The following is a 26169-nucleotide window of genomic DNA, read 5'->3' as shown; positions in this document are numbered from 1 at the left end:
GCCTCAGGCGACGTTGCGCAAGGCAGGTTTTTCGCCTTCGACCAGGCGCGTTTCCATGAAGCGCGTGTACCAGTCGACAAACTGGATGACGCCGCCTTCATGCAACTCGGAATATGGACCCGGCTCATAGGCGGGAGACTTGATGCCGAACGCATTCTCCTCGACGATGCGCCGGTCCTCGTCGTTGGTTTCCGTCCAGACGTGGATGAGGTCCTTGAGATCGTAGTCGACGCCTTCGACCGCATCCCCATGGACCAGCCATTTGGTGGTAACCGCCGTTTCGGTCGCGCTGATCGGCAGCACGCGGAACGTCACCGCATGGTCGACGAGCACATGGTTCCAGGTGGTCGGATAGTGATACAGCATCAGCGCGCCGATGCGATCCGCGGCAACCTTCTCAGACAGATTCTTGCGGACGGCGCGCTTGCCGGTCGTCGTGTAGCTGACCGCATCGCGCAGCAGAGGCGCGCGCGTGGCGCGATACTGGCCCTCCCCGTCGATGCGGAAGCGCGACGGCAGCCCGACCGCCTCGCACTTCGCCCAATGCGCCTGCATTTCGGGGTCGCTATCTGCGCCGTTGACGCCCGTGACGTTGGGAGCTTCGGGAAATGTCTTGCAGAGTTCCGGATGATTGGCGGCGCAATGATAGCACTCGCGGTTGTTTTCCCAGACCAGCTTCCAATTGCCCTTTTCGATGATGGTGCTTTCGTAGGCGACCTTTGCGCCCGTCAGATTGTGGGGCGCGAAATAGGGCTCCATCAGCGTACGAAACGGCGCGAAATCAGCGGGACGCTCGGCAACGCAGATGAAGATATAGCCGGCGACGCTCTCGCAGGCCACCGGTTTCAGGCTGAAGTCGGCCTTGTCGAAACTGTCGGCCATCTGTCGGGCAAACACCAGCGAGCCGTCGAGATCATAGGTCCATTGATGATACGGACAGACCAGACGCGCTGATGTTCCCCTCTCGGTGTTGCAGACCCTGCTGCCGCGGTGCCGGCACGAATTGTGGAACGCGCGAATGACGCCGTCACGACCGCGCACAACCACGACAGGATAATCGCCGACCTGGATGGTGAAGAAGCTGCCCGGCTTGGCGATTTCGCAATCGTGGCCGGCAAAGAGCCAGTCCCGATACCAGATCAGTTCCATGTCCAGCTTGTGGAACGCCTCATCGAGATAGAATGGCTGCGGCAGGCTGAACCCTTCGCGGCGACCGCGAATGAGGCTCAGCATTTCGTTGCGGACGTCCATGTCCTGTCCTTACAAAGCCAAGGACTGAACCGGTGGCGATTTGAGAAGGAAGGGCGTCGGGGCAGCGGTCGCCGACCGCCCTGAACGTTCCATCTCTTGACCGCCCACCGCGATCAGTCGAGTTCATCAACACGTCAAGGCTGGTTTCCGGGCTCCGGAGCCGTCCCTTCGGACCGTTTCGACACCTTCCCAGGCTTTTGGCCCAGTGGTCTCCCGTCGAAACGTCAACTCCGCCACCGTTGCGGGGGCAGCGCCGGCATCAAACCGGCTTCCCAATTATCTCTCCGGCACCGTGCCGACGAGCACCTTGAACACCGGGATGACACCACAGGCGCGGTTAAAACAAGGTCATGAAAGCGACATCGCATACGCAACGCGCGACGATCCAATGGCGTTGTCCGGTGCGACCTGTCAGCCCTCGCGCTTGTACGTCCCATGACCCGGCTGGAAGGTCTTCTCGTCGAGAAATTGCGACAGGCCCTTGGCGCGGCCGCGCTCGGGATCGACGAATGTGGTCTGATCGGCCTTGGCCGTCAGATATTCCGCCGATTCTTCCCAGCTCATCTCGCGCACATATTTATAGGCCATCCGCGCCTGGCGCAGCACGGTCGGGTTCTTAGCCAGCAGCACCTTGCACAACTCGACCGTACGCTCTCTCAACCGGTCGGCCGGAACCGCCTCGTTGACCAGGCCCAGCTGCTCGGCGATCTTGCCGCCGAACTGTTCCCCGGTCATCACATAGTAGAGCGCCTTGCGGTCGTTCATCAGGGTCGAGATCGCCTTGGAGACAACGCCCCCCGGTATCACGCCCCAGTTGATCTCCGACAGGCCGAACACCGCGTCTTCCGAGGCGATAGCGAGATCGCAGCATATCAGCGGCGTGAAGGCGCCGCCGAAGCACCAGCCATTGACCATGGCGATGGTCGGCTTGGAATAGTGCATCAGCGTGCGCCACTGCCAGGCGCGGGTCGAACGATAGGCGCGCATGCGCTCGATATCGCTCACGCCATCGGTGGCGCGGAAGAAGTCCTTGAGGTCCATGCCGGCGGAGAAGGCCTCGCCCATGCCGGTCAGGACGATGACGCCGCAGCGCTCGTCGATCTCCAGCGCGTCCAGAACCTTGTTCATCTCCTCGGCGAGGCCGACGCTCATCGCGTTGCGCTTTTCCGGGCGATTGAGCTTGACCCAGGCAATGCCGTCCTCGAATTCGACGAGCACGTCCTTGCCCCAGGGTTCGGGCCGGCTGTCCTTATGGGTCATATCGGATGTCATGTCGGTATCCTCACGTCTGGCTGACGAATTTGGTGGTGAGGTAGGCGTCCATGCCCTCGGTACCGCCTTCGCTGCCGTAGCCGCTTTGCTTCACCCCGCCGAACGGCGTTTCGGGCATGTTGATGAAATTGTTGTTGAGGCCGACCATGCCCGCCTCCAACGCGTCCGCAACCATCCCAGCGGTCTTGCCCGATGTGGTGAAGGCGTAGGAGGCCAGGCCGAAGGGCAGCCGGTTGGCCTGCTCTATGGCTTCGTCGAACGACGAGAAAGACGAGGTGATCGCCATCGGGCCAAAGGGTTCCTCGTTCATCGCACGAGCTTCTGTCGGCACGTTGGCAAGCACCGTTGGCTGGAAGAAATACCCGCGGTTGCCGCTTCGCTCCCCGCCAGTCACCAGCTTCGCTCCACGATCGACGGCGTCTACAACGAGACGCTCCATAGCCGCGGTTCGACGCGGGTTGGCGAGAGGCCCCATGCCGGTGGCGGCGTCGAGCCCGTCGCCCAGCTTGATCGCCTTCGCGGCGCTGGCGAAGCCTTCGACGAACCTGTCATGCAGGCTTTCGTGGATATAAAACCGTGTAGGCGAGACACAGACCTGGCCGGCATTGCGATATTTGGCGGCGACCATCGACCGCACCGCGTGGTCGAGATCGGCATCTTCGAACACCAGAACCGGCGCGTGGCCGCCGAGCTCCATCGTCGCGCGCTTGACTCCCGCCTGGGCCGCGAGCTTCGCCAGTTCCTGTCCGACGCTTATGGAGCCGGTGAAGGTGATCTTGCGGATCGCCGGATGCGCGATCAGATGTTCGGACACCTCGGCCGGAACACCGTATACGACATTGAGCACGCCTTTGGGCAGGCCGGCGTCATCCAGGGCGCGGGCGAGCTCCAGCACCGAGGCAGGCGTCTCCTCCGAAGGCTTGATGACCATGGTACAGCCGACGGCGAGTGCAGCCGAGATTTTGCGCGCGGGGATGACGATCGGAATGTTCCACGGCGTGAAGGCCGCGACCGGGCCGACCGGCTCTTTCGTCACCAGCCAGCGCGCGCCCGGCATGCGCGACGGCACGATGCGGCCGTAGGTGCGTCTGCCTTCATCGGCCGTCCAGTCGAAGATGTCCGCGGCGGCCAACACCTCCTGCCGCGCCTCCAAGATGGGCTTGCCCTGTTCCAGAACCACCAGCCGGGCGATGGGTTCGACCCGCTCGCGCAGGAGGTCGGCCGCCTTGCGGATGATTTTGGCTCGGTCGTAAGCGGGAAGAGCTTTCCATGGCTTGAAGGTTCTATCCGCTGCCCGCGCCGCCGCATCGATATCGTCGCGGCTGGCGTGCGGCAGGGCGGCGATGGCTTCGCCGGACGCCGGGTTGATGACATCCTCGGTGACGCGGGTGCCCGCGTCGAGCCAATGCCCATCGATGAACAGCCGAAGTGTTCCATAGCGCGGGTCTTCGGTCATGGTCCCTCCCCTACTGCGCAGCGCGCCGCGTCAGTCCTTTACGAACAGCGCATCCAACGCCACCGCGCCCTCTGCCCCGACCATCAGCGGATTGATGTCGACTTCCGAGATCGACGGGTCCGACAGCATCAGCTGGCCGAGCTTCACGACGACATCAGCGATGGCGCCGACATCGCGTGCGGGTTGCCCCCGGAACGGCCCCAAAAGCGATGCCGCCTTGAGCTTGCCGAGTTCTGCGATTACGCGCTCGCGGGTCGTTGCCGCAGGCAGGAGCCGCGCGTCCCTGATCGCCTCGATCCAGACGCCGCCAAGGCCTACCAAAACCACAGGCCCCCATTGCGGGTCGCGCCGGGCGCCGACGACCATTTCGAGGCCGGGCTGCGCCATTTCTTCGATCAGCACTCCGTCCAGCGCAAGGCCGGGCTTGGCCGCCGATACACCGGCGTGAAGCCGGTCCCATGCGGAGCGTAGTGCTTTTTCGTCTGCGATGTTGATGATGACGCCACCGACATCGCTCTTATGGGCAAGTGCCGCCGCCTGTGCCTTGATGACGACGGGATAGCCGATCCGCGCCGCTGCGCCGACGGCGTCTTCGACACTCCTCGCCATCTCGCCGCGCGGCACGGCGATGCCGAGATCGGCCAGCACGCGCTTGCCCGCATATTCGGGAATGACGCCGGAACCGGGCACGATAGCCTCGACCGAAAGGAGCGGTTTCGGCTCGCCTGTGGCAGCCAGCGCATCGGCATAGGCTGAGATTGCCGCCATTGCCCGAAGCGCCCGCTCGGGCGAGCGGAAGAACGGGATGCCGCTGGCGCGCACGTCGGCCATGAATTTCTCGTCCAGCGGATAGTCGTCGCCGACGATGTTGAGAATGACGGGCTTCGTCGCTGCCGCATAGACCGGAATGATCGCGTCCGACTTTGCGATCTGCATTTTGGGCGAACCGCCGGCATAAGACAGAAGCGCCATGCCGATATCCGCTTGTTTGAGCAGCACCGCCACCGAGGTACCGTAGATGGCCGGATTGGCGAAGCCGACCGTCCCGATGTCGAACGGATTGTCGACATGCACATAGGGCGGCACCAGCGCCTGCATCTCCGCCTCGATCTCGGGGGAAAGGGTCGCAAGGTCGAGACCGATCCGCTCGCAGAAATCGAAGCATAGGCCGCGAATCGCACCGGAATTGGTCACAACACCGGCTTTGCCCGGTACGGGTGTCGGAAAGCGCGACAGGATCGCCAACACATCGAACAACTCGTCCGTCGTCTCGACAAGCGCGATGGCCTCGTTGCGCAGAATGGTCTCCATTACCGCGTGATCACCGGCAAGCGCGCCGGTGTGAGACTGCGCGGCGGCGCGTCCTCGCGCGCTGGAACCGGGATGCAGAAGGACGATTGGAATGCCCTTGGCGCGAGCGCGGCGGGCTGCGTCGAGAAACAGCCCGGGATTGCGGATTTGCTCGACATAACAGCCAATCGCGGCGTTCTGCGGATCGTGGATCAGCACGTCGATGAAGTGTTCCGCGCCAAGGGTCGCCTCGTTGCCGGTGGCGATCACATAGGAGACGTCGATACCCCGCGCGTGCATGGCAAAGCGGATGTTGGCAGCAGTCGCACCGCTCTGCGCCACCACGGCGACCCTCTTTCCGGCAGCCGCAAGCGGGCGGACATCAACCGGCTCGAAGGTGAGCGGAATCCCGTCGGGATAATTGGTGTAGCCCATGCAGTTAGGGCCGAGCAGCGCAATGCCGCTATCGCGGCACAACTCGGCAAGTTCGTCCTGCTGCTGGCGTCCTTCGTCACCCGCCTCGGCGAAGCCCGACGCAAATACGACGACCGCGCCGATGCCGCGCTCGACGCAGGCGCGAACCGAGTCGAGGATCGCGGCTTGCGGCACGATCAGCACCGCCACGTCGATATCGCGCGGCAACTCGGCAATCGACTTGACGCAGGGACGACCGCGGATTTCATCGCGCGAGCGGCTGACGAGATGTATCTCACCGGCATAATGAAACGCCTCGAGATTGCCGAGAACGCCGCCGCCGATGGATGTGGGCTCGGGCTGCGCGCCGACAATGGCGATGGAGCGCGGCCTCAACAGCCGGTCGAGGTCCAGGATTGGAGTCGAGGGGTGTACGGCCGAGAGCGCAGCTTCAGCCACGGTCATAGGTTTCCAGTCCCGGTTTGAACGATTTGTCGTCGAGGAATTGTTTCATGCCCGTATTGCGGCCGTTCTCGGGATCGCGGAATTCGGTCTGGTCGGACTTTGCCATCAGATAGTCGCCGGCCTGCTCCCAGGTCAGGTCCTTGACGAAACGAGCCGCTGTTTTTGCCTGGCGAAGCACATAGGGGTTCTTGCCCATCAGCGTCCTGGCCAAATCCCGCGTCTTGTCCTTCAACTCCGCAGCCGGCACCGCCTTGTTGATCAGCTTCATGTCGGCCGCCTCGCGACCGGTGAACGTCTCGCCCGTCATGATGTAATACATCGCATCGCGGAAGCTCATCACCTCGACCACGGCCTTGGTAACGATACCGGCCGGGATGATGCCCCAATTGATCTCTGACAGACCGAACACCGCATCCTCGGAAGCGACGGCGAGATCGGAAGCGACCAAGAACTGGAACGCTCCGCCGAAGCACCAGCCATTGACCATCGAGATGGTCGGCTTGGGAAATTGCATCATACGGCGCCACTGCCATGCGGCGTTGGCACGAAACAGCCGTTCTCGCTCGATCGGCGGCACCGAATCGGTCGCCCTGAAGTATTCCTTGAGATCCATGCCGGCGGAAAAGGATTCGCCAGCGCCGGTCACGACCATCACCTTGCAACGGTCGTCGGCCTCCAGCGCGTCCATGATCGCGTTCATTTCCCAGACAATGCCAGGGTTGATCGCATTGCGCCGCGCCGGGCGGTTCAACGTCACCCAGGCGATGCCGTCCTCGAACTCGACGGTGACGTTCTCGCCCCATGTCCCGTTCGGTTTCGGTGCAACGGACGCGGTTTCGGCGGTCTGCATGAGGAAAACTCCGTGAAAGTCGTGGTTTGGATATCAGGTACCCATATATCCGTCAACCTGACATACAAGAGTCAACCGCGTCCGAGAAAAGGCATTGCGACCGGCAGGATCGTCGTTTCGAACAGGTTCACATCGTCCGGCAACGTGGCCATCACCAAAGCAACGCGGGCAACGTCAGACGGATTCATCGAGTTCGGACGCGGCTTGTCGGTGACGCCCGGCACCAGCATGCTTTGGGTCGAGCCCGGATGCAGCATCGACACTGCGATGCCGTGTTCTCGCCCGTCCAGCGCCAGCGAGCGGGTAAGCCCCTCCAGCGCGAATTTGCTGGCGGTATAGCCGGCCGTATGGGGGCGCGGCACCTTCGCCGAGATGCTGCCGATATTGATGATCCGTCCCTTGCGGCGCGGGATCATGGCTTTCAGGGCGGCGCGACTGCACAGAAAGACCGAGGTGATATTGATCCGCATCACCTCTTCCCAGCGAGCCAGCGTCATGTCGACGGTCGGCGTGTGATCGGCAATGCCCGCATTGTTCACCAGGATGTCGGGTTCGCCGAAACCCTCGCGGCACCGAGCGAAAAGCGCTTCGACCTGCTCTTCATCGGTCACATCGCAGGCGACGGCGAGCGCCGAACCGCCCGCGCGCTCTATCTCGCTCGCAAGTTCGTCCAGCCTTGCAGCCGTGCGTGCCGCCAGCACCGTTTTTGCACTCACCGCCGCATAAGCTTTGGCAATCTCCCAGCCAATGCCGGAACTCGCGCCGGTGACGATCGCAACCTTGCCCGTGAGATCCATTGTCGTTTCCTTTGCGGTTTCAGTGCCGTCGATCGAGCGCGTGGAAAAACGCGGCCAGCCCACGCCGGTCGCTGACGCACAGTTTGCGATAGGCGCGCCGCCGATAGGTGATGACGCTGCTGAGCGCGATGCCGGTGGCTTCGGAGATTTCCCTCTGCGTTCTTCCCAAAAAGAGCGCGGCTGCGACGGCGGCCTCCCGCTCGCTCAGCGCATGGCCGCTGTCGAGCAGGCGACGGGCATGTTCGTGCAGCGGCATGCCTCCTGCCTCGACCGGCCGGTGCTTCATTTCCAGATGCTTGGCCAGCATCGCCATGATCAAGCCGGCTGCCTTTCCCAGCGCCTCGACCTCGCTCGGACTCGAATGGCCGCTGGTGCGTGTCCGGTAAGCGCTGGCGAAAAGCGGTCGGGCGCCTCCGGCATAGAGTGTCAGGCGCTCGACGATGCCGCCGCGTTCATAGCAGGCGCGTCGGTAGTCGGGATCGGTAATGCCGTTCCAGGCCTGCCGGACGAGTTGCACCGTGCCTGCCGACTGAACCAGTGCGCGCTGGGTTGTGCGATCGCGCTGCCAGTAGTTGCGGGCATAAGCCAGCGACGCACTCTCGGCGAAGTCGGGAATTTCGGGGTGGCGGCCCACCGCGAACACATAGTGCGGGGCACCGTCCAGTCCGATTTCGAAGGCCGAGCACAGGTCCGTGCCGGCAATGTCACGCAAGACAGCGAGGAAGCGCTCGGCGAAGTCCGCCGTTCCGATGGCGGCGACAGCGGCAGTCAATGGCTCCGTACTATCCCGCTCAGCCATGACGGTTCTCCCGGGTCTGTCCTCCCGTCGGGGGGACAGACCGCAACGTGGGACGGGCTAGCTTCGGAAGCAGTTTTGCGGTCAACGAGAACAAGGAGGACACGCCATGGTACCCGCCCCGAAGATCAAGGGACTTTACCACTATTCCTTTCCATGCCGCGATGGCGAGGAGACGCGGAAATTCTACGAGGATCTGCTTGGCCTGCCGCTGGTCAACTGCATGACCGCCGACAAGGTGCCAAGCACTGGGGAAGAGAAGCCGTACGCGCATTTCTTCTTCGAGATGGGCGACGGCTCGTACATGGCCTTCTTCGACCTCGGCGAGAACGAGATGCCGCTGCCCTCCCCTAACACGCCCAGCTGGGTGATGCACTTTGCGATGGAAGTGGAATCGGTCGAAAAGGTGCTGCAGATGAAAGAACGTCTGATCGCGGCAGGCGTGACGACGACCGATGTGATCGATCATGAGTTTATCAATTCGATCTACTTCTTCGACCCGAACGGCCTTCGCCTCGAGATCACGGCGCGGACCGAAGAGCCGGGCTATATCGAGAAGGCCAAGAGCGAAGCTCACGCCGCCATGACGGCATGGACCGAAAAGAAAGCGAAGATGGTCGCCGCCAAGAAGGGCCGGGCTGCCTGACATCGTCTTATCCTCCCAGGACCGCAGGCGCCTCCAACGCCTGCGGCCGCCATCATTCGTCCAGCAGACGGTGCCGCCTGCTCCAGTCGGTCAGCGTGTCGAGACAGCTCTTCAGCTGCTCCGGCTGTCCGAGATAGTAATGCGTCGCATGCGGTATCCGCAGATAGTCCTTGTCCGGCGTGGCCAGCGCTGCCGCGATCGTCGGATTATGCGTCGCCGGAACGGCCTCGTCGGCATTGTTTTCGATCTGCAGCACGGGCGAGCGGCTGATCAGCCGCGCGTTCATCGGCCCTTTGGCGTTTGACAAATCGTAGCTCCACTGGCTGAGCCATGAGCGCAGCGTCGTATAGCGCGCCAATCCCACCGGCCCGACATTGACGGTACGCGGATCGCCCATATAGCTCCAGCCCGGCTTGCGGTCGTTCGGATCGATCGAGGTGTCGAACCACCGCACGTCGCACATCGTGCGGTGGACGACGAAGGCGCGCTCCTGTTCCGGCCCTCCGCGTGCCTTGAGACGTTCCAATGTGTCGAGACACCAGTTGGTGATCTTGCGGTTTCGCGCCACCTGTGCAGCGCGGAAACGCGCGATGAAGGCCGGCGAATAAGGCGGCTGGTCGGGACAATCCGGAGCGTAGATGTCGAGCGAAGGGTCGCGCCGGTCCGGGTTGAGCTCGTCGAGGACGGAAGGATCGAGCCACTCGGTCAGCGTCTCCGCCCGGGACAGATGCGCGGCGATGAAGATCACCCCATCTGCCGGCTTGAGACCGGCCTCCACCAGGTTTACCTCGTCGCCCGCCGGCGTGTGGGTGATCGTCGGGTTTTCCGCCTGCGCCTGGTAGAACAGCGACAGCGAGCCGCCGCCCGACCAGCCGACCAGCACGACCTTGGCGTAACCAAGTTCGTTTCGGGCGTAATCCAGCCAGCGGCCCAGATCTATCGCCACCTTCTCCATGATCAGTGCGCTGTCATTCTTCGGATAGCGGCTCGCCGCGCACAGCACATGCAGCCCACGGTCGGCGAGCGCCATCGGCATTGGCAGGAGTTGCAAGGTCGAGGTCGGGTGCATGAACACATAGACCGTGGATGATGGCTGAGCGGGCCGCAACAATTGACCCTCGAGATTGACGCGCCCCGAATTGCCGGCGAAGCCGTAGGTTTCCGTGAAACGGGCCGTATCCGGGAAGGAGACGATCAGCGGCACCCGTGTCCAGGTGGGGTCGTTGGCCAACATCCGCTCTCTCGCCTGCTCCTGCTTCATTGTCCATCACCCCTGGCGTCTGCCAGGAAATGCATTGTGCGCTCCCAGGCAACAGCCGCCTGCTCTGCATCCGGCGTGCCCGGCGCACCGCGGTTGAAGCCGTGCCCGGCCGGATAAAGGCGGATCTCGGCCTCAGTACGTTTGGCGCGCACGGTGTCCACGTTGCTCAAGGGGATCGAGCCGTCCATCTCGCCAAAATGCATCAGCACCGGGCACAAGGGCTTTGCATCGGCAAACTTCGCGATCATGCCGCCATAATAGCAGACGGCGGCGTCGAGGCCGTCCAGCTTTGTGGACGCCAGGAACGCCAGCGATCCACCGAGGCAGAACCCGACAAGTGACACCGCATCCGTCTCCTTGCGCAGGCGTTCGATCGCGGCTTCCGTGTCGAGCATCAACGCATCCCAGTCGAGCGACTTCAGATAGCCGAGCGCGGCAGCGATCTCGTCAGGCGAATAGCCGGACTCGAAATCTCGGATGAAGCGGTCGAACAAAGCCGGCGCCAATGCGACATAGCCGTCCGCGGCGAACTTGTCGCAGACGCTGCGGATATGGTCGTTAACGCCAAAAATCTCCTGCAGGACAACGACGCCACCAAGCGGCGTTCCCGCAGGCGCTGCGCGATAGCAGCCCAGTTCATGACCGTCGGCGGCGCGAAGCCGCAGCATTTCTCCCATGTCTGTATCCTTCAGGCTGATTTGCGGTCGTTGGAGATCGGATCGGCGAAATCTTCGCGCAAGACATCCGGCGGGCAGCCGAGCTTTCGCGACACTTCCACCGCGGCAGCATGCACGCGCTGCGCTGTACGCCCCTGGGGGTCGATATCGATATCGTTCTTCATGCCGAGCGCAGTGACCGCGGCGGCGATTTCACCGGCATAGTCGAAGATCGGCGCCGAAATGGAGGCGAAGCCCGCATTGATCTGACTGTCGGAGAAGGCCAGTTGTCGTTGCCGTATCAGCGCTAGGCTCTCCTCGGCCCGCTGCTTGAGCGTTGCGTCCACCGGCCGCTCGCGGGTCTCCACATGCTGGATCGCGGACCGCGCTTTGTAGGCAAGATAAACCCGCCCTGTCGCCGCCTGGTAGAGCGGCAGGACGTGGCCGACGCGGACCGACACCAGCACCTCGACCGTGGCGTCGACCTTGGCGATGATTACCGGCCCGCGATTGCCCCAGACGGTGAGAAAAACGAGCAGCCCGGTTTCCGATTGCAGCATGTCGAGCGCTTCCCGCGAAACTTGCGCGACATCGAGCTGACGCATCGCGGCTGCGCCGAGTTGCAGGGCGTAGCGGCCGAGACCGTAACGCATCGTGACCGGATCCTGCTCGACGAGACCGGCCTGGACGAAGCTCGCCATATAGAGATGCGCCTTGCTGGCTGGCATGTCTGCAAGCTCGGCGATCTTGCTCAGCGGCAGCTTGCCGCTGGCTCCTTCAAGCACGCGAATAAGCCGAAAGCCGACATCGATCGACTGGATACGGCGCTGTGTGCGGATCTTGGCTGTCATGACGCGTTCACACTCGTGGTAAGACCTGCGGAGACAGGTACTGTGGTTGCGTCATAGGTGAAAAGCCACTCGTAGCGCTGCCGGACCTTGGATTCCTCCCATTCGGCGTTGATATAGGCGTCCGCAAGTGCCGTGTCCGACAGCGCCGGATTGTGGAAGCGGCCGAGATTGGACTCCGCGCCCTTGACGATTTTCGAAGTGCGGTCGTTGCGCGCCGCCTCGTAATGTCGGAATGCCGAGCGATGGTCGTCGCCATTGGCGGCCAGCGCTCGTGCGAGAACGAAACCGTCTTCTATCGCCATCGCCGCCCCCTGCGCCAGGAAAGGCAGCGTCGGATGGCACGCGTCGCCCAGCAGCGTGACCCGGCCCTGTGTCCAGTGCTTCATCGGCTGGCGCAGCATCAGAGCCCACTTGTAGGGTGTGTCGATAGCCTTGATCAGCGTGTGCACGTCCTCATGCCAGCCTTGGTAGTCGGCGAGGCATTCCTCGACAGTTCCCGCCACCGACCATGACTCGACCTGCCAGTTGTCCCGCTCGACAACCGACACATAATTCATCAGTTCGCCGCGCCGCAGCAGATAGTGGATGACGTGTCCGCCCGGTCCGATCCAGTTCGTGCCGACGGGCAGGTGGAAGCGTTCCGGAAGCCGGTCGACCGGAATGACACCGCGCCAGGCGACGATGCCGGTAAATGTCGGCTTGTCGACGCCGAAGAGCGCTTCACGGATCACCGAATGCACGCCATCGGCGCCGATTGCGATATCGGATGCGGCCGTGGCACCGTCGGCGAAGCGCAGCGTCACCGTTCGCGAAGTCTGGTCGACGCCAATGCACTTCATGCCGAGCTTGATCGCGTCGGGAGCGATTTTTCGGATACCGGCCGCGAGGGCCTGGTGCAGGTCGTTTCGATGGATCGTGATGTAGGGAAAGCCGTACTGTGCTACCGATACCGGGCCGAGATCGAACAGCTTCCATGTCTTGCCGGTGTTCCATAGACGGATTTGCTTGCCGCCCGGCTCGCTGGCGACGTCCATGATTTCTTTTTCAAGGCCGAGAGCAAACAGGACACGTGTACCGTTGGCACTGATCTGGACACCCGCGCCAACCTCTCGAAGCTCCGGCGCCTGCTCGAAGACTTCAACATCGAAACCCTGCCGCAGCAACCCAAGCGCTGCAGTGAGCCCGCCGATACCGCCTCCGACGATCGAGATTTTCATGCCTGGGACACTCCGAATTGACGTGAAGGATGAAACGCAACCTGATCGATGTCAATTTCGTTTTGACAGAGTATAACTCAATTTGCTTAAATCCAATGACTGACCATCGGTCAATCTTGTTGGCAGGACATCCAATGTCCGCATTGACATTGGATGTAAGGTGTCCTGATATATGGGTACCATGTGATCTGCCAGATTTGAAGCACGGGAAAACGGCAAGCGAACGATGTGCGGCGCTTTGAAATAATCAAATCGAGTTGGCCACGACGAGCGACCTCGGGAGAAGGTCTCTGTCACCTAAGTGAGCCATACGGTGAAGACAGCGACGCACTGGAGTGACATAGACCCGGGAGGAGATTGATGATCAAGGTGAGGAGCCCGCAGGATCTTGGCGCGGGAATACTGTTTCTGCTGTTCGGGCTGGCGGGTATCTTTCTCGGCCGCGATCTCGATTTCGGCAGCGCGCGAAACATGGGTCCCGGCTATTTCCCGATTCTCATTTCCTGTTTCATCGTTGTCATCGGAGCGATCGTCGCGGGCCGGGCGTTTTTGGTCGAAGGCCCTGCGATTGAGCGGGTGCAGTTCCGACCGATCTTCATGCTGCTCGTCGCGCTCGCCGTCTTCGGTTTTCTCATCAGCCAGATCGGCGTCGTACTAACCTCGATCCTGATGATGATCGTGGCGGCTTATGCCCGGCCGCACGTCAGGATCGTCGAGACCCTGATCTTCGCCGTCTGCGTCGCGATTTTCGTGGCAGTCGTGTTCGTGTTCGGCCTCAACCAGCCGATGCCGCTGTGGTGGAATGGCTAGATGGAAATGATCGATCATCTGGCGACGGGTTTCGCCGCCGCCGCCTCGTGGCAAAACCTGCTGTTCTGCCTGATCGGCGTGTTGCTCGGCACGCTGATCGGCGTTCTGCCCGGCATTGGGCCTATTCCAACCCTGGCCATCCTGCTGCCCATCACCTTCGGGCTCGATCCGCTGTCAGCGCTCATCATGATGGCCGGCATCTATTACGGTGCCCAATACGGCGGTTCGACCACCTCGATCCTGGTCAACATGCCGGGCGAAGCGTCCTCGGTGGTGACCTGTATCGAGGGCCATCAAATGGCCAAGCGCGGCCGTGCCGGATCGGCGCTCGCAACCGCCGCGCTAGCCTCGTTCTTTGCCGGCTGCGTCGGAACCGTCTTCCTCGCCGGCTTCGGGCCATTGCTCTCCAAAATCGCCCAGCAGTTCACCTCGCCGGACTATTTCTCGCTGATGGTGCTCGGACTTGTGATGGCAGTCGTCTTGGCGCACGGGTCGGTGCTGAAAGCAGTCGCCATGGTGCTCATCGGCCTGCTGCTCGGCCTCGTCGGCACCGACGTCAACACCGGCCTGACACGCTACACGTTCGACATCAACGGCCTGTGGGAAGGCATCGATTTCCTGCCGCTCGTGCTCGGGCTCTACGGCATCGTCGAGATCATCCGCAACCTCGAGAATCCGCCGGCCAAACGAGCCCCGATCTCGACCCGCCTGCGCGACGTCTGGCCGACGCGCGAGGAGTTCCGCCTGGCCTGGCCGGCGGCGCTCAGAGGCACGGGCATCGGGTCCGTGCTCGGCATCCTTCCCGGTGGCGGGGCGGTGCTGGCTTCTTTCGCCAGCTATACGGTCGAAAAGAAGATCACGCGGCAGCCTGAGAGATTCGGGACGGGCGCCATTGAAGGCGTGGCGGGGCCGGAGGCAGCCAACAATGCCGCGGCGCAGACATCCTTCATTCCCCTGCTCACCCTCGGCATTCCGTCCAACCCGGTGATGGCGATCATGATGGGCGCGATGATCATCCAGGGCATCCAGCCCGGCGCCGCCGTCATGACCGCACGGCCGGAATTGTTCTGGGGCATGGTTGCTTCAATGTGGATCGGCAATCTGATGCTGGTCATCATCAACCTGCCTTTGCTCGGCATCTGGGTGAAGCTGCTCTCGGTGCCGTACCGCTTCCTCTATCCGGCAATCCTGCTGTTCTGCGCTGTCGGCGTCTATTCGACCAGCACCGAGCCCTTCATGATGGTGCTGATGATGGTCTTTGCGGTCTTCGGCTACATTCTGATGAAATTCGGCTGCGAACCGGCTCCGCTGGTCCTCGGCTTCATCCTCGGACCGCTGATGGAAACCAATCTCCGGCGCTCGCTCACCCTTTCGCGCGGGGATCCGATGATCTTCCTCGACCGGCCGATCTCGGCAGTGCTGCTGGCAGCCACGCTGCTGATGATCCTGCTGATCGTGCTGCCGCAGTTTCGCAAGACCCGCGAGGTGGCCTTCCAGGAGGATTAGGCCCGCTTTCGCATCCATTCGTGCCGTACATAAAAATCACCCAGGAGGAGAAGAGAATGTCCGACCACCAGTTTTCCATTACACGCCGTAAGGCGCTGGCCCTCGCGCTCGGCGGCGCGGTGCTGCTTGCGCCAGGGCTTGCCTTCGCCCAAAGCGGCTATCCCAGCAAGAACATCAGCTTCATCTGCGCTTTTCCGGCGGGCAGCGGCGCGGACGTTCTCGTCCGCTTCTTTGCCGACAAGGTGGCTGCGGTCTCCGGACAGACGGTCATCGTCGAGAACAAGCCCGGCGCCGCCGGTGGCATTGCGAGCCAGTTCACCGCCCGCGCGCCGGCCGACGGCCATACGATCTTCGTGCATTCCGGCAATTCGGTCGCGGGCAATATGTGGCTGATGAAAAAGCCGCCGGTGGACGCCGCCAAGGATCTGCATACGATTGCGACCGTCAACAAGCAGGCCTTCATGGTCACCGTGCGCAAGGACAGCCCCTACCAGACGCTGGCCGATCTTGTCGCGGATCAGAAAGCGAAAGGCGACAAGGGCTCCTATGCCGTCAATGCGACGTCCGGCAGGGTTCTGGCCGAGGAGTTCAAGCAGCTTGCCGGCCTAGAGACGCTCCCCGTCTCCTATGGAACCGCATCGGATTCGGTCAACGATATGCTGAGCGGGCAGGTCGATTTCGGCGTGCATGATCCGGTCTTCGCCCTGTCGCAGGTGCGCGGCGACCGTTTCCGGGTTCTGGCCGTAGGCGCTGGCGAACGGCTTCAGGGCATCCCCGACGTTCCCACCTTCAAGGAGCAGGGCTACGACATCGACCAACTCGGCTGGTGGGGAGTTATGGTGCCGGCCGGCGTGCCCGCCGATGTCGCCACCACGATCAACGGCTGGTTCAACAAGGTGCTTGCCGAGGATGCGACGAAGGAATTCCTCATGAAGCAGGGCGGCGACCCCTACATCTCGACTCCGGAGGAGTCGCAGAAGCTGATGGAAGACACCATTACGGAGTGGAAGCGCCTCGTCGAAGTGGCGAAGATACCGGCTCAGTGATCGGAAATACCTCGACCATAGGGCGTCGGCGTAAACGCCGGCGCCCTTGTTCCAAGGTCGATCAAGCGCATGCCCTTTCTTCTCCGTATAAACGCGTTCCGGCAAGATAGCATGCGTCCCGTATGCTTGCAGTGGCGGCTCTTCTCGGTTAGGCCGGATTGAGGAAAGAGGGGCAGACTGCATTGTCCAAGACCAAGACTTCAGCCAAGGCCGACCGCAAGATCCTGCGGCCGCGCGCTATGTTCTTTCTCAATCAGGCGAACCATGCCGTCCGCAGCCGGCTTGACGCGGCGCTGGGCGTCATGGAGATGACGGGCATCCAATATACGGTGCTCAGCGTTATAGGCGCTCATGCGGGGCTGTCGTCGGCGGAACTCTCGCGGCGTTTCTATGTCACGCCGCAGACGATGAACGAACTCATCTCCGCCTTGGAGCGCCGCGATCTCATCGTCAGGAAGGCCGATCCGGCGAACCGCAGGATTCTGCGCATGAACGTCACAGATACCGGCCGCGACATGCTTTCGAAATGCGATGCGCTCGCCGATGCTGTCGAACAGGATGTCTTCGGCGCGATGCCCGAAGAAGACTATCGCAGGCTGGCAGAACTCGCCCGCGATCTCGCGCGGCATCTGCGCACGCGAGATGAGCCGGCGGGGTAGCTAGGGTTCAGAACCCCTTAAGATGATCGAAATGGCGCCTGAAACGGCAAAGAGATGCCCGGAGAAGCGGGAAGGTCGATGTCTATCCACCGACCGAGCGGTTCGACGCCGCAGGTCACAGCCGTTTCGGCGTCCGGAGGATGTAGTCCATTTGACCGGCAACTGCGTCACGCAGGCTCGAAAATGGTCAACATTTCCTTCGCCTCCGCTCATGCATTTTTCGCTTGCGAAAAAATACTAGAATGAAGGTTCTCGCATGCGCTTATCGAAAAAGTCTGCAACTTTTTCGGCGCATGCGAATGTACCCAGCCAAATAGCCTCACACCATTTCGACCATATTAACAGGTCCTGACCCTACCCTTTCAAGCCGAGCAGTTTCTCGGCATTGCCATGATACAGCTTGTTGCGAAGCTCGTCGGTGATATCGAGCGCATCGAGAATCTTCAACGTCTCGCGAATATACATCGGCCCGCCTTCTGGATCGAAGGGTGCATCCGAAGCGAACACGACGCGATCCTCGCCGAAGAACTCGACTGCGTGCTCGATCGCCTTCCGCGACCCAAAAGAGGCGGTGTCGGCATAGAATTCCTTGAAATACTCGAGATGCGGCCTTTTCAATGCCGACAGCACCGGCCGCAGATCGCGGTCGGAAGTGCGCTTGCCCATCTGGTCCCAGCCTGCGCCGACGCGACCCTCGAAAAACGGGATCATGCCGCCGGCGTGGTGGGTCAGCACCTTCAGGCCGGAGAACTTGTCGAACATGCGGGAGAACACCATGCGCGCCATGGTGGCCGAGGTTTCGTATGGCCAGCCGAGAGTCCAGAATATCTCGTATTCGGAGCGCTTCTCGGTCTCATAATCGGAGAACTCCTGCGTTCGTGCCGGATGCAGGAAGATCGGCTTACCGGATTTCGCCATATAGTCGAAGAACGGTTCGAACTCCGGAAGATCCACCGGCTTGCCGTTGATGTTGGTGAATATCTGCACCCCGACAGCGCCGAGATCCTCGATCGCGCGGCGGCTTTCCTCGACCATCGCGTCGGGATTGTTCATCGGCGCTGTGGCGACAAAGGCGGGAAAGCGATCCGGGTATTTCTGCACCAGTTCGGCCATGGAGTCCGAGCCGATCTGCGACAGTTCGAGCGCCACGTCCGGCCCGGCGAATTTTTCAAGCGGCGGCGAGGCCAGAGAGAGAATTTGCTGATAGTCGCCCCCGAACATGTCCATGACCTCGAAGCGGCGGTCGAGATCGGTCATCATCGGCACGTCGCCCGAGCGCTTGGTCATCTGGGTCATGGTGCCCAGTTCCTTGACGAGGCGCTCGAAGAACGGCTTCGGCCAGATGTGGTTGAAGATATCGATCTTCTTCATGGGGTTCCTCCGATATGTCAGGTTGCCTGATAATGTATTGATTGATGATGTCGGGTCAACTGGCGGGGACGTGATTTAACCAACCTGGCCCAGCTTGCCGGGGTTCATGATGCCTGCCGGATCCAGCGCTGCCTTGATGGCGTTCATCACGTCTACCGCGTCGCCATGCTCCCTGCGCAGATACGGCAGCTTGGTGATGCCGATGCCGTGCTCGCCGCTGAACGTACCCCCCATCTCCATCGCGCGTGCATAGAGACGTTCAGCAAGGCGCTCCGCCTCCGCCAGCTCCTCGACGATCTCCGGCTTGATGAGATAGCCGACATGGAAATTGCCGTCGCCGACATGGCCGATGATCTTAGCTGTCAGGAAGGACTGGTCGACATCGGCCCGCGCGGCAAGCACAGCTTCGGCAAGACGCGAGATCGGCACGCAGACATCCGTCGTGTAGGTCTTGCAGCCCGGCCGCAGCGACTGGTTGGCGTAGATCGTTTCGTGCCGCGCCTTCCACAGCCGTTCGCGGTCTTCCGGCAGAGTCGACCAGGCAAAGTCCGAGCCGCCGAAATCGGCGGCGATGGCTGCGACCGACTGCGACTGCTCCTCGACCCAGCGCGGACTGCCATGAAACTCGAGGAACAAGGTCGGTGCCCGTTTGAGACCGAGATTGGAATGGGCATTGGCGGCATCGACGGCGACCTCGTCGAGGAACTCGATCCTGGCGACGGGAATGCCGCTCTGCATCGTGGCAACCACCGCTTCGACCGCGCCGCGCATCGTCTCGAAAGTGCAGATCGCCGATGCAATCGTCTCGGGGATGGGCTGCAGCCGCACTGTCACCTCGGTGATGACGCCCAGCGTGCCCTCGGCGCCGACGAACAGCTTGGTCAGGTCGTAGCCGGTGGACGATTTCTTGACACGCCGCCCGGTGGCAATGACCGCACCGGTGGGCGTAACGACGCGCAGCGCCAACACATTCTCACGCATCGTACCGTAGCGGACCGCCGTGGTACCGCTCGCCCGCGTCGAGGCCATGCCACCAAGCGAGGCGTCGGCGCCCGGATCGACAGGAAAGAACAGGCCCATGTCGCGCAGGTGGGTATTCAACTGCTTGCGCGTCACGCCGGCTTCGACCACTGCGTCGAAGTCCTCGCTGTTGACCGCGACGATGCGGTTCATACGGCTGACATCCAGCGAGATGCCGCCCCTCAGAGGGATCGTGTGACCCTCCATCGAAGAGCCGGCGGCAAACGGCGTGACCGGGACACCATGCTCGAAGCAGGATGCTACCACGCGTTGGACATCGTCCTCGCTCTCGGCGAAAACCACGGCATCAGGCAAACGGGTCGGCTGACGCGACATGTCGTGGCCGTGATGGTCGCGCACCGCATCGGCAACAGACAGCCGCTCGCCGAAATGCGCTTTCAGCAGCTCTATCGTCTGCTGCAGGGGGCTCGTCATCAGGTCACGCCCCTGCGGCTGCGCGGTGATAGCGCGAGCGCTGGATTTCCTTGGAGGTGATGAACTCCAGCAGGACCGGAATGCCGGCCTCCGTTTTCTCGATACCGCGCAGGATCGCGGGTACGATTTCCTCCGGCTGGGTCACCCGCTCGCCATAGGCTCCCATGGCGCGCGCGAAGGCGGCATAGTCACCGGAAATGTCCGTCGAACGGTATTTCTCGGTCGAGACCGGCATGATCGGCAACTCCATTGCCATGGAGAAATTGTTCAGCAGGATCGACAGAATCGGGATCCGCTCGCGCACGGCGGTCTCAAAGTCCATGCCGGTAAAGCCGATGGCCGCATCGCCCCAAACATTGATGCAGAGCTTGTCGGGATGGGCAAGCTTTGCGCCCATGGCGAGGCCGAGCCCATAACCGAGCTGGGTCGTTTTCCCCCAGCCGATATAGGTCAGCGGCTCGACCGTCTTCCAGAACGGCGAAAGCTGGTCGCGCGGGCTGCCGGCGTCATGCGTAATGATCGTGTTCGCTACGTCGACCGTGTGCTGCAAATCCCACAACACCCGATACGGTGAAAGCGGTGCGTCCTGCGATGTCAGTTTCGGCATCCATTCGGCAAGCCAAGCCGCCTGGACTTCGGCGATCTCCGCAGAAATCTCCGCCGCGTCCCGGCCGGGCGTGCCGCGTGCGTCGAGTTCCGCCAGCACGGCGTCGAGCGTCAGGCCGGCATCGCCGATAAGCGCCACCTTGGCCTCGATGTCCTTGTTTACATGATCCGGATCGAGCGTGGCGTGGATCATGGTCTTGCCGAGGGGCATCTGCACCCCGAAGGGGGTTTCGGTGAAAGAGCAACCGATGCCGAAGATCAGGTCCGAGGTATCGAGAAAGTGGCGCAGCGTTTTCGAGATCGCGGCACCGCCTGCCCCAATGGACAGGGCATGCGTCTCGGGAAATGCACTCTTGCCTTCGAGGCTGGTGGAAACGGGTATCGCCAGACGCTCGGCCAGCGCCTTCAACTGCGGCCAGGCACGGGCATAGTGTACGCCCTGCCCGGCATAAAGTACCGGACGCTTCGCAGCTACGAGCAGATCGACGGCAGCCGCTACAGTTGCCGGATCGGGTCCATAGCGGGTTGTCAGCACCGGCCGATAGTCAAGCGGCTCCGGTACCTCGTGTTGCCACATGTCATTGGGGATCTCGATCAAGACCGGACCGCCGCGACCGTTGCGCAGCCGGCTGAAGGCGCGTCGAAAAACGTTCGGCACCTCGTCGGCCGATGTAATCGGCTCGGCCGACTTGGTGATCGTGGCCATCGAAACGGTGGCGTTGTAGTTTGGCGCGATATGGGCAAGCCGACGTTCGTATCCCATCGGAAGAACCAGCAGCGGCACCGATTCCGAATAGGCCTGCGCGACACCGCCATAGGCGTTCTCGGTGCCGGGGCCGAGCTGCATGGCGAAAACGCCGATCTTGCGGCCGGAGGACAGCCGCGAGATCGCATCGGCCATGTGGATGCCGGTGCGCTCCTGCCGCACGATGACGGGGCGGATATCGGCTTCCGCAGCCCGCTCCAGCACATGGTTGACGGGATAGCCGCAGATAAGCTCAACGCCCTCGCGCTTGAGGATTTCGGCAATCGCTGCACCGAGTTTCATGCAGAATCTCCTTCTTTGGCTTTCCACGTCCAGGCCGTCGGATGTCTTACGGGCGCCTTGCGGGCCTCGGCGGTCGAGCGCAGTCCGGACTGGCCCAGTGCAATGGTGAATTCGTCGATGAAGCTCGCCGCCATGTGGCGGGCGCCGTCATCGCCGATGGCCGCGAGCGCCAACATGAACGCACGTGCGGAAAAGCAGGATTGCGCGCCGCAGGCGAGCGCCCGCATCATGTCGACGCCTGAGGTCACGCCGCTGTCGAGGATCACCGTCATATCGCGACCAACAGCCGCGGCGATGGCCGGCAGCATGTCGATCGACGCTGGCGCGGCGTCGAACTGGCGGCCGCCATGGTTGGAAACGATGACGCCGTCAAAGCCGAGAGAGCGCGCCGTCTCCGCATCTGCCGGGTGCAGCACGCCCTTGACAAGCATCGGCCCGCGCCATGTCTCGCGCAGCCGGACCAGAACGTCCCAGCCGAAGCCACCGCCGACATGGCCGGCCACAAACGCAGCAGGATCGCGCCCTCCGGCATAGGCCTCCATATTGGCGAAGCTTGGCTTGCCCCGCTTCGCCAGGGCCCGGAGCCAGTGCGGCGACGCGGCGACATCCAGCATGTTACGGTAGCCGAGCCGAAACGGCATGGCGAAACCGTTGCGCAGATCGCGAGGCCGCTTCGAACGGACGGGCACATCCAGTGTTGCCACCAGCACCTTGGCGCCCGCGTTCTGCGCGCGCGCTGCTAGATCGAAACTCACGCGGTGCTCGTCGGCTGCAATCGGATAGAGCTGAAACCAGGTAACGTCAGCCGCCCAGCGCGCGACGTCCTCGATGCGGGCCGTCGCCAGCGTGCCGACGAGATAAGGAATGTTCATCCTCTGCGCCGCACGCGCGAACAGTTCCGTCGCGCCAGGCCACATCAGCCCGTCCATGCCGATCGGCGAGATACCGATCGGGGCAGCGTAGCGATGGCCGAACAACTCCACCGAGGAGTCGACATCCCGAACATCCCGCCCATAGCGCGGCACGATCTCGATGCCCTTCAATGCCGAACGGTTGCGCGACAAACCGCTTTCGTCGCCCGCTCCGCCCTGGAGAAACTGGAAGGCAAATCGCGGTATCCGCCGCGCCGCGCTCTTCTCCAGATCCTCGACAGTCGGAAACTTCCGCCGAAGCAGCGGGAGCCGTTGCGCCAGCCTTGCCTCCTCAGGGGTCTGGTGTGAGACGGGGTCCACTAATATCCCACGATGACTTCCAGCAGAGCCTGCCGGCCCGACCGGGTTTCGGCCAGCGCTCTCTGGATCGCGGCGGGGAGTGCTGCGCCGTCGTCGACCCGTTCCGCATGCGCGCCATGCGCCCGCGCAATCGCGGCATAATCCGGCGATGGGTCGAGTGCCGTGATCGGCATCACGTTGGCTGCCGCCGCCTTGCCGTCCGGATACATATAGAGCGTCGAGCGGCGCACCGCGTTCCAGATCCCGTTGTTGAAAACGACGGTGAGCAGCGGAAGCTTGAGCGCTGCCGCCGTCTGGTGGCAGGCCACGGGGTTGGCGAACATATAGGATCCGTCGCCGATCGTGGCGACGACCTGCTTGGCGCGATTGCCAAGCTGCGCGCCGAGCGCAGCCGTCAGGCCCCAACCCAAACCGCCGGAGAGTGGTGTCGAAAAGTAGCTGCCCGGCGCATCGAACTGCATGGCGCTCGGATCAACGCCGAGCTCGTTGAAAAACACAGTGTTCTGGTCGGCCGCATCGGACAGGCATTTGCTGACATAGCCAGGCGACATCGGCGCGCCGTTCCCCGTCGACAGCCGCTTCTGCAATGCGGCATCGGCCTCGGCGCGAAAGGCGGCAATGCGGGCGCGGCGGTGGGCGAAATCCTCGGCTGCGGGCGCGCGCTCGCGCATGGCCGTATCCAACGCGGCAATGCCTGCGTTCAGTCCGCCCGCCAGCGAAATGTCGATGCGGAAGCTGCGCATGGGCAGAGCGCGATACAGCGGCTCTGGGCCCACGGCAATGATCGTGCAGGTGTCCGAAGGCTGGACGTGGTCGGCGATCCACGGGACCATTGCACTTGCAACGACGATCACATCGGCGTCGCGGACCCACGCCGTCGGCTCACGGCCGACATGCATCGGGTGGCTTGTCGGGAGCGACTGGCGCGTCGCCCAAAATTCGACAACCGGCAGGGCAAAGCGTTCGGCGAACCCGGCCAGCGGCTCGAAGCCGTCACTAACCTCGCCGCTTTGCGTGATGATGACGGGGTTGTGCGCCTGGGCCAGCACATCAGCCGCGCGTGCCACCAGATCGCCGGCCGGCGGGCCATAGGTCGTCGGTGCAAGATTGGGCTGGGAAGCCGGCGCTGCGGAGGCCTCGGCAAGAGCCTCGCGCGGCAGGCTGACATAGACCGGACCGCGCGGCTCGCTCATCGCGATGCTGATCGCGCGGTCGATCGCCGGCCCCGCCTGGTCGGCATAACGCAGCTCGTAGTCCCATTTGACGATCTCACGCACCATCCCGGCCTGGTCGCGCATCTCCTGGCCCCAATGGATCGGGCTCGACCGGCTGCCGAAGCGCCCGCTCTCGGTCAACGGAGTGCGTCCGGAGCACATCAGGATCGGTACGTTTTCAGACGCTGCGTTGATCAGCCCCATGACCGAATTGGCCAGGCCCACATTGACATGCACCATCACGGCAGCCGGCTTGCCGGTTGCAAGATAATAGCCATGCGCCATGCCCACAGCGACGCCTTCATGCGGGATCACCAGAGGTTCGGGCATCGCAATGCCGCTTTCCGGTGAGCGCGCATAAGCCTCGATGATCGATGGGAAATCAGTGCCGCCATTGGCCAGCAGAACGTCGATGCCGGCTGCCTTCATGCGGCCGAGCACGGCCTCCGCGGCAAATGCGCCTTCTGGACGGATGTGCTTCATGGCATCGGCCTCCCTTGTTTGAGCCGTCCTAGACGGTGACGCTCAGCGTCTTGGTGACGAGGAAGGCGTCTATACCTTCCATGCCGACCTCGGACCCGTGACCGCTCTCCTTGACGCCGCCAAACGGCGTTTCGGGCATGGAGATGTTAAACGAGTTGATGCCGACCATGCCCGCCTCGATGGCGTCGCCCAGCCGGACAATATTTGCGGCAGATGAGGTAAAGGCATAGGCCGCCAGACCGTAAGGCAGGCTGTTGGCCTTACGAACAGCGTCGTCCAGGTCGGTGAACGGATTGAGCACGGCGACAGGACCGAACGGCTCTTCGCTCATGATCCGCGCATCGCCGGGCACATCCGCAAGCACCGTTGGCTCAAAGAAGCTGCCGTCGTTTCCGATGCGCCTTCCCCCGCTCAACAGCTTCGCCCCCTTGGCAACCGCGTCCTGCACCAGCGCTTCCACCGCGTCGCGCCGTCGATTATGGACGAGCGGCCCCATCTGGGTGCTTGCGTCCAGCCCGTCGCCGACCTGAATTTTGCCCGCCCGCTCGGCGAAGCCCTCGCAGAAGTGCTTGTAAGATGCTTCCTGCACATAGAAGCGTGTCGGAGAGACGCAAACCTGGCCGGAATTCCGGAATTTGCGCAGCACGCCCATATCGAGCGCGTTGGCGATATCGGCGTCGTCGAAGACCAGGACCGGCGCGTGGCCACCAAGCTCCATCGTCGTGCGCCTGAGCCCGTCCGCGGCGAGCTTGATCAGATGCTTGCCGACCGCCACCGAGCCGGTGAAGGAGACCTTGCGAATGATCGGCGAGGCCAGCAGATGGCGCGAGATCGTGTCCGGCACACCGAACACGACAGCGATTGCGCCGGCCGGTACGCCAGCGTCGACCAGACAGCGAGCCACCGCAAGCGCCGAGGCAGGGGCTTCCTCACCCGGTTTGTAGACCATGGTGCAGCCTGCGGCGAGCGCCGAACCCATCTTCCGCGCGGCGTTGCCGATCGGGAAATTCCAGGCGGAAAAACCGGCAGCGGGGCCTACCGGTTCGCGCACCACGGTGAAGCGCGTGTCGTGCAGGCGGCCGGGAATGACACGGCCATAGCTGCGGCGGCCTTCCTCGGCGAACCATTCCATTTCCTCGCAGGCGAAATGCGTCTCGAGCCGAGCTTCTGCCAGCGGTTTGCCCATTTCCAAGGTGGCCAGGCGGGCGATGTCCTCCTGGCGCTCACGCATCAGCTCGGCAGCCTTCTTGAGGATCTTGCCACGCTCGCGTGGATTGACATGTCGCCAAGACGCGAATGCCCGTTCGGCGGCCGCCAAGGCGCGGTCGAGATCGGCTGTGGTGGCATGCGGTACGACGCCAATGGCGCGGCCTGTGGCGGGGTTGACCACCGGCTGAGTCTCGCGCTCGGATGCTTCGATCCAATCGCCGTCGATGAGAAGTGTCGGCGAAACATAGTCGCCCGGCGCGGCTGGGGTCATGGATAGGGCGTTCATCAGTCGTCCTCCTCGATCCGAT

Annotated in this window: 22 protein-coding genes and 1 riboswitch; of the genes, 5 read left to right on the top strand and 17 right to left on the bottom strand. The window is 62.7% G+C overall.

Translation table 11 applies throughout. From position 1 onward, the window contains the following. Positions 1 to 3 precede the first annotated feature (3 nt). The 7 genes from ICI42_RS20435 to ICI42_RS20405 all read right to left on the bottom strand — a co-directional run bounded on the left by ICI42_RS20435 (position 4) and on the right by ICI42_RS20405 (position 8594). Entirely contained in the window at positions 4 to 1251 is a 1248-nt protein-coding gene (locus tag ICI42_RS20435; protein WP_188166454.1) for an aromatic ring-hydroxylating oxygenase subunit alpha, read from the bottom strand. Positions 1252 to 1372: 121 nt separating this feature from the next. After that, a riboswitch (cobalamin riboswitch) is annotated at positions 1373 to 1576 on the bottom strand. A gap of 86 nt (positions 1577 to 1662) precedes the next feature. Continuing rightward, positions 1663 to 2523 carry a p-hydroxycinnamoyl CoA hydratase/lyase gene (locus tag ICI42_RS20430; protein WP_188166453.1) on the bottom strand — a complete coding sequence of 287 codons (861 nt, stop codon included), beginning with the start codon at positions 2521 to 2523 and terminating at the stop codon, positions 1663 to 1665. 10 nt (positions 2524 to 2533) lie between these two features. Continuing rightward, the gene (locus ICI42_RS20425; protein ID WP_188166452.1) at positions 2534 to 3979 is read right to left on the bottom strand and encodes an NAD-dependent succinate-semialdehyde dehydrogenase; all 1446 of its coding nucleotides are present in this window, start codon (positions 3977 to 3979) and stop codon (positions 2534 to 2536) included. Between the two features lie 30 nt (positions 3980 to 4009). After that, entirely contained in the window at positions 4010 to 6142 is a 2133-nt protein-coding gene (locus tag ICI42_RS20420) for an acetate--CoA ligase family protein (RefSeq protein WP_210317400.1), read from the bottom strand. After that, positions 6135 to 6998, bottom strand: a complete 864-nt coding sequence (locus tag ICI42_RS20415; RefSeq protein ID WP_188166450.1) for a p-hydroxycinnamoyl CoA hydratase/lyase — start codon at positions 6996 to 6998, stop codon at positions 6135 to 6137. Before ICI42_RS20415 ends, ICI42_RS20420 begins: the two co-directional genes overlap by 8 nt. Before the next feature lie 71 nt (positions 6999 to 7069). Beyond that, the gene (locus ICI42_RS20410; RefSeq protein WP_188166449.1) at positions 7070 to 7795 is read right to left on the bottom strand and encodes an SDR family oxidoreductase; all 726 of its coding nucleotides are present in this window, start codon (positions 7793 to 7795) and stop codon (positions 7070 to 7072) included. Positions 7796 to 7814: 19 nt separating this feature from the next. After that, positions 7815 to 8594 (bottom strand): helix-turn-helix transcriptional regulator, encoded by a 780-nt coding sequence (locus ICI42_RS20405; RefSeq protein ID WP_188166448.1) that lies wholly within the window; start codon positions 8592 to 8594, stop codon positions 7815 to 7817. Positions 8595 to 8700: 106 nt separating this feature from the next. On the opposite strand from ICI42_RS20405, the gene ICI42_RS20400 reads away from it, so the two are divergent. Then, positions 8701 to 9237, top strand: a complete 537-nt coding sequence (locus tag ICI42_RS20400; RefSeq protein ID WP_188166447.1) for a VOC family protein — start codon at positions 8701 to 8703, stop codon at positions 9235 to 9237. A 52-nt stretch (positions 9238 to 9289) separates the two neighbouring features. Here ICI42_RS20400 and ICI42_RS20395 read toward each other — a convergent pair whose 3' ends face one another. Genes ICI42_RS20395 through ICI42_RS20380 form a run of 4 tightly spaced genes read right to left on the bottom strand, consistent with a single transcriptional unit; the run spans position 9290 to position 13222 of the window. Further along, positions 9290 to 10498: an alpha/beta hydrolase family protein gene (locus ICI42_RS20395; RefSeq protein WP_230980470.1), complete on the bottom strand. Its 1209-nt coding sequence runs from the start codon at positions 10496 to 10498 to the stop codon at positions 9290 to 9292. Further along, positions 10495 to 11175, bottom strand: coding sequence for a dienelactone hydrolase family protein (locus ICI42_RS20390; protein ID WP_188166446.1), 681 nt, complete (start codon positions 11173 to 11175; stop codon positions 10495 to 10497). Before ICI42_RS20390 ends, ICI42_RS20395 begins: the two co-directional genes overlap by 4 nt. An 11-nt stretch (positions 11176 to 11186) precedes the next feature. Further along, positions 11187 to 12005: an IclR family transcriptional regulator gene (locus tag ICI42_RS20385; protein ID WP_188166445.1), complete on the bottom strand. Its 819-nt coding sequence runs from the start codon at positions 12003 to 12005 to the stop codon at positions 11187 to 11189. Next, complete coding sequence (locus ICI42_RS20380) at positions 12002 to 13222, bottom strand: FAD-dependent monooxygenase (protein WP_188166444.1); 1221 nt, start codon at positions 13220 to 13222, stop codon at positions 12002 to 12004. Before ICI42_RS20380 ends, ICI42_RS20385 begins: the two co-directional genes overlap by 4 nt. Positions 13223 to 13582: 360 nt before the next feature. Here ICI42_RS20380 and ICI42_RS20375 point away from each other — a divergent pair, with 360 nt between their 5' ends. From ICI42_RS20375 to ICI42_RS20360, 4 genes are all read left to right on the top strand, one after another. After that, positions 13583 to 14032, top strand: coding sequence for a tripartite tricarboxylate transporter TctB family protein (locus tag ICI42_RS20375; protein ID WP_188166443.1), 450 nt, complete (start codon positions 13583 to 13585; stop codon positions 14030 to 14032). Beyond that, a complete protein-coding gene (locus ICI42_RS20370; protein ID WP_188166442.1) occupies positions 14033 to 15538 on the top strand; it encodes a tripartite tricarboxylate transporter permease in 1506 nt (501 codons plus the stop codon). 56 nt (positions 15539 to 15594) lie between these two features. Next, entirely contained in the window at positions 15595 to 16584 is a 990-nt protein-coding gene (locus tag ICI42_RS20365) for a Bug family tripartite tricarboxylate transporter substrate binding protein (RefSeq protein ID WP_188166441.1), read from the top strand. Positions 16585 to 16766: 182 nt separating this feature from the next. Beyond that, positions 16767 to 17243 carry a MarR family winged helix-turn-helix transcriptional regulator gene (locus ICI42_RS20360; RefSeq protein ID WP_230980469.1) on the top strand — a complete coding sequence of 159 codons (477 nt, stop codon included), beginning with the start codon at positions 16767 to 16769 and terminating at the stop codon, positions 17241 to 17243. Positions 17244 to 17597: 354 nt separating this feature from the next. Here the strand turns inward: ICI42_RS20360 and ICI42_RS20355 are convergent, their stop codons facing one another. The 6 genes from ICI42_RS20355 to ICI42_RS20330 all read right to left on the bottom strand — a co-directional run bounded on the left by ICI42_RS20355 (position 17598) and on the right by ICI42_RS20330 (position 26147). Beyond that, entirely contained in the window at positions 17598 to 18614 is a 1017-nt protein-coding gene (locus tag ICI42_RS20355) for an amidohydrolase family protein (protein WP_188166440.1), read from the bottom strand. 75 nt (positions 18615 to 18689) lie between these two features. Then, positions 18690 to 20069, bottom strand: coding sequence for an FAD-binding oxidoreductase (locus ICI42_RS20350; protein WP_188166439.1), 1380 nt, complete (start codon positions 20067 to 20069; stop codon positions 18690 to 18692). Positions 20070 to 20073: 4 nt separating this feature from the next. Further along, a complete protein-coding gene (locus ICI42_RS20345; RefSeq protein WP_188166438.1) occupies positions 20074 to 21723 on the bottom strand; it encodes a thiamine pyrophosphate-requiring protein in 1650 nt (549 codons plus the stop codon). Continuing rightward, positions 21720 to 22955 carry an alpha-hydroxy acid oxidase gene (locus tag ICI42_RS20340; RefSeq protein ID WP_188166437.1) on the bottom strand — a complete coding sequence of 412 codons (1236 nt, stop codon included), beginning with the start codon at positions 22953 to 22955 and terminating at the stop codon, positions 21720 to 21722. Before ICI42_RS20340 ends, ICI42_RS20345 begins: the two co-directional genes overlap by 4 nt. Further along, a complete protein-coding gene (locus tag ICI42_RS20335) occupies positions 22955 to 24652 on the bottom strand; it encodes a thiamine pyrophosphate-requiring protein (RefSeq protein ID WP_188166436.1) in 1698 nt (565 codons plus the stop codon). Before ICI42_RS20335 ends, ICI42_RS20340 begins: the two co-directional genes overlap by 1 nt. 28 nt (positions 24653 to 24680) lie before the next feature. Continuing rightward, entirely contained in the window at positions 24681 to 26147 is a 1467-nt protein-coding gene (locus ICI42_RS20330; protein WP_230980468.1) for an NAD-dependent succinate-semialdehyde dehydrogenase, read from the bottom strand. Positions 26148 to 26169: the final 22 nt, after the last annotated feature.

It is taken from the genome of Oryzicola mucosus (genome assembly GCF_014534685.1).
Classification (GTDB): Bacteria; Pseudomonadota; Alphaproteobacteria; order Rhizobiales; family Rhizobiaceae; genus Oryzicola; species Oryzicola mucosus.
The sequence above is the reverse complement of the archived record's forward strand: the minus strand, read 5'-3'. Positions and strand labels throughout refer to the sequence as shown.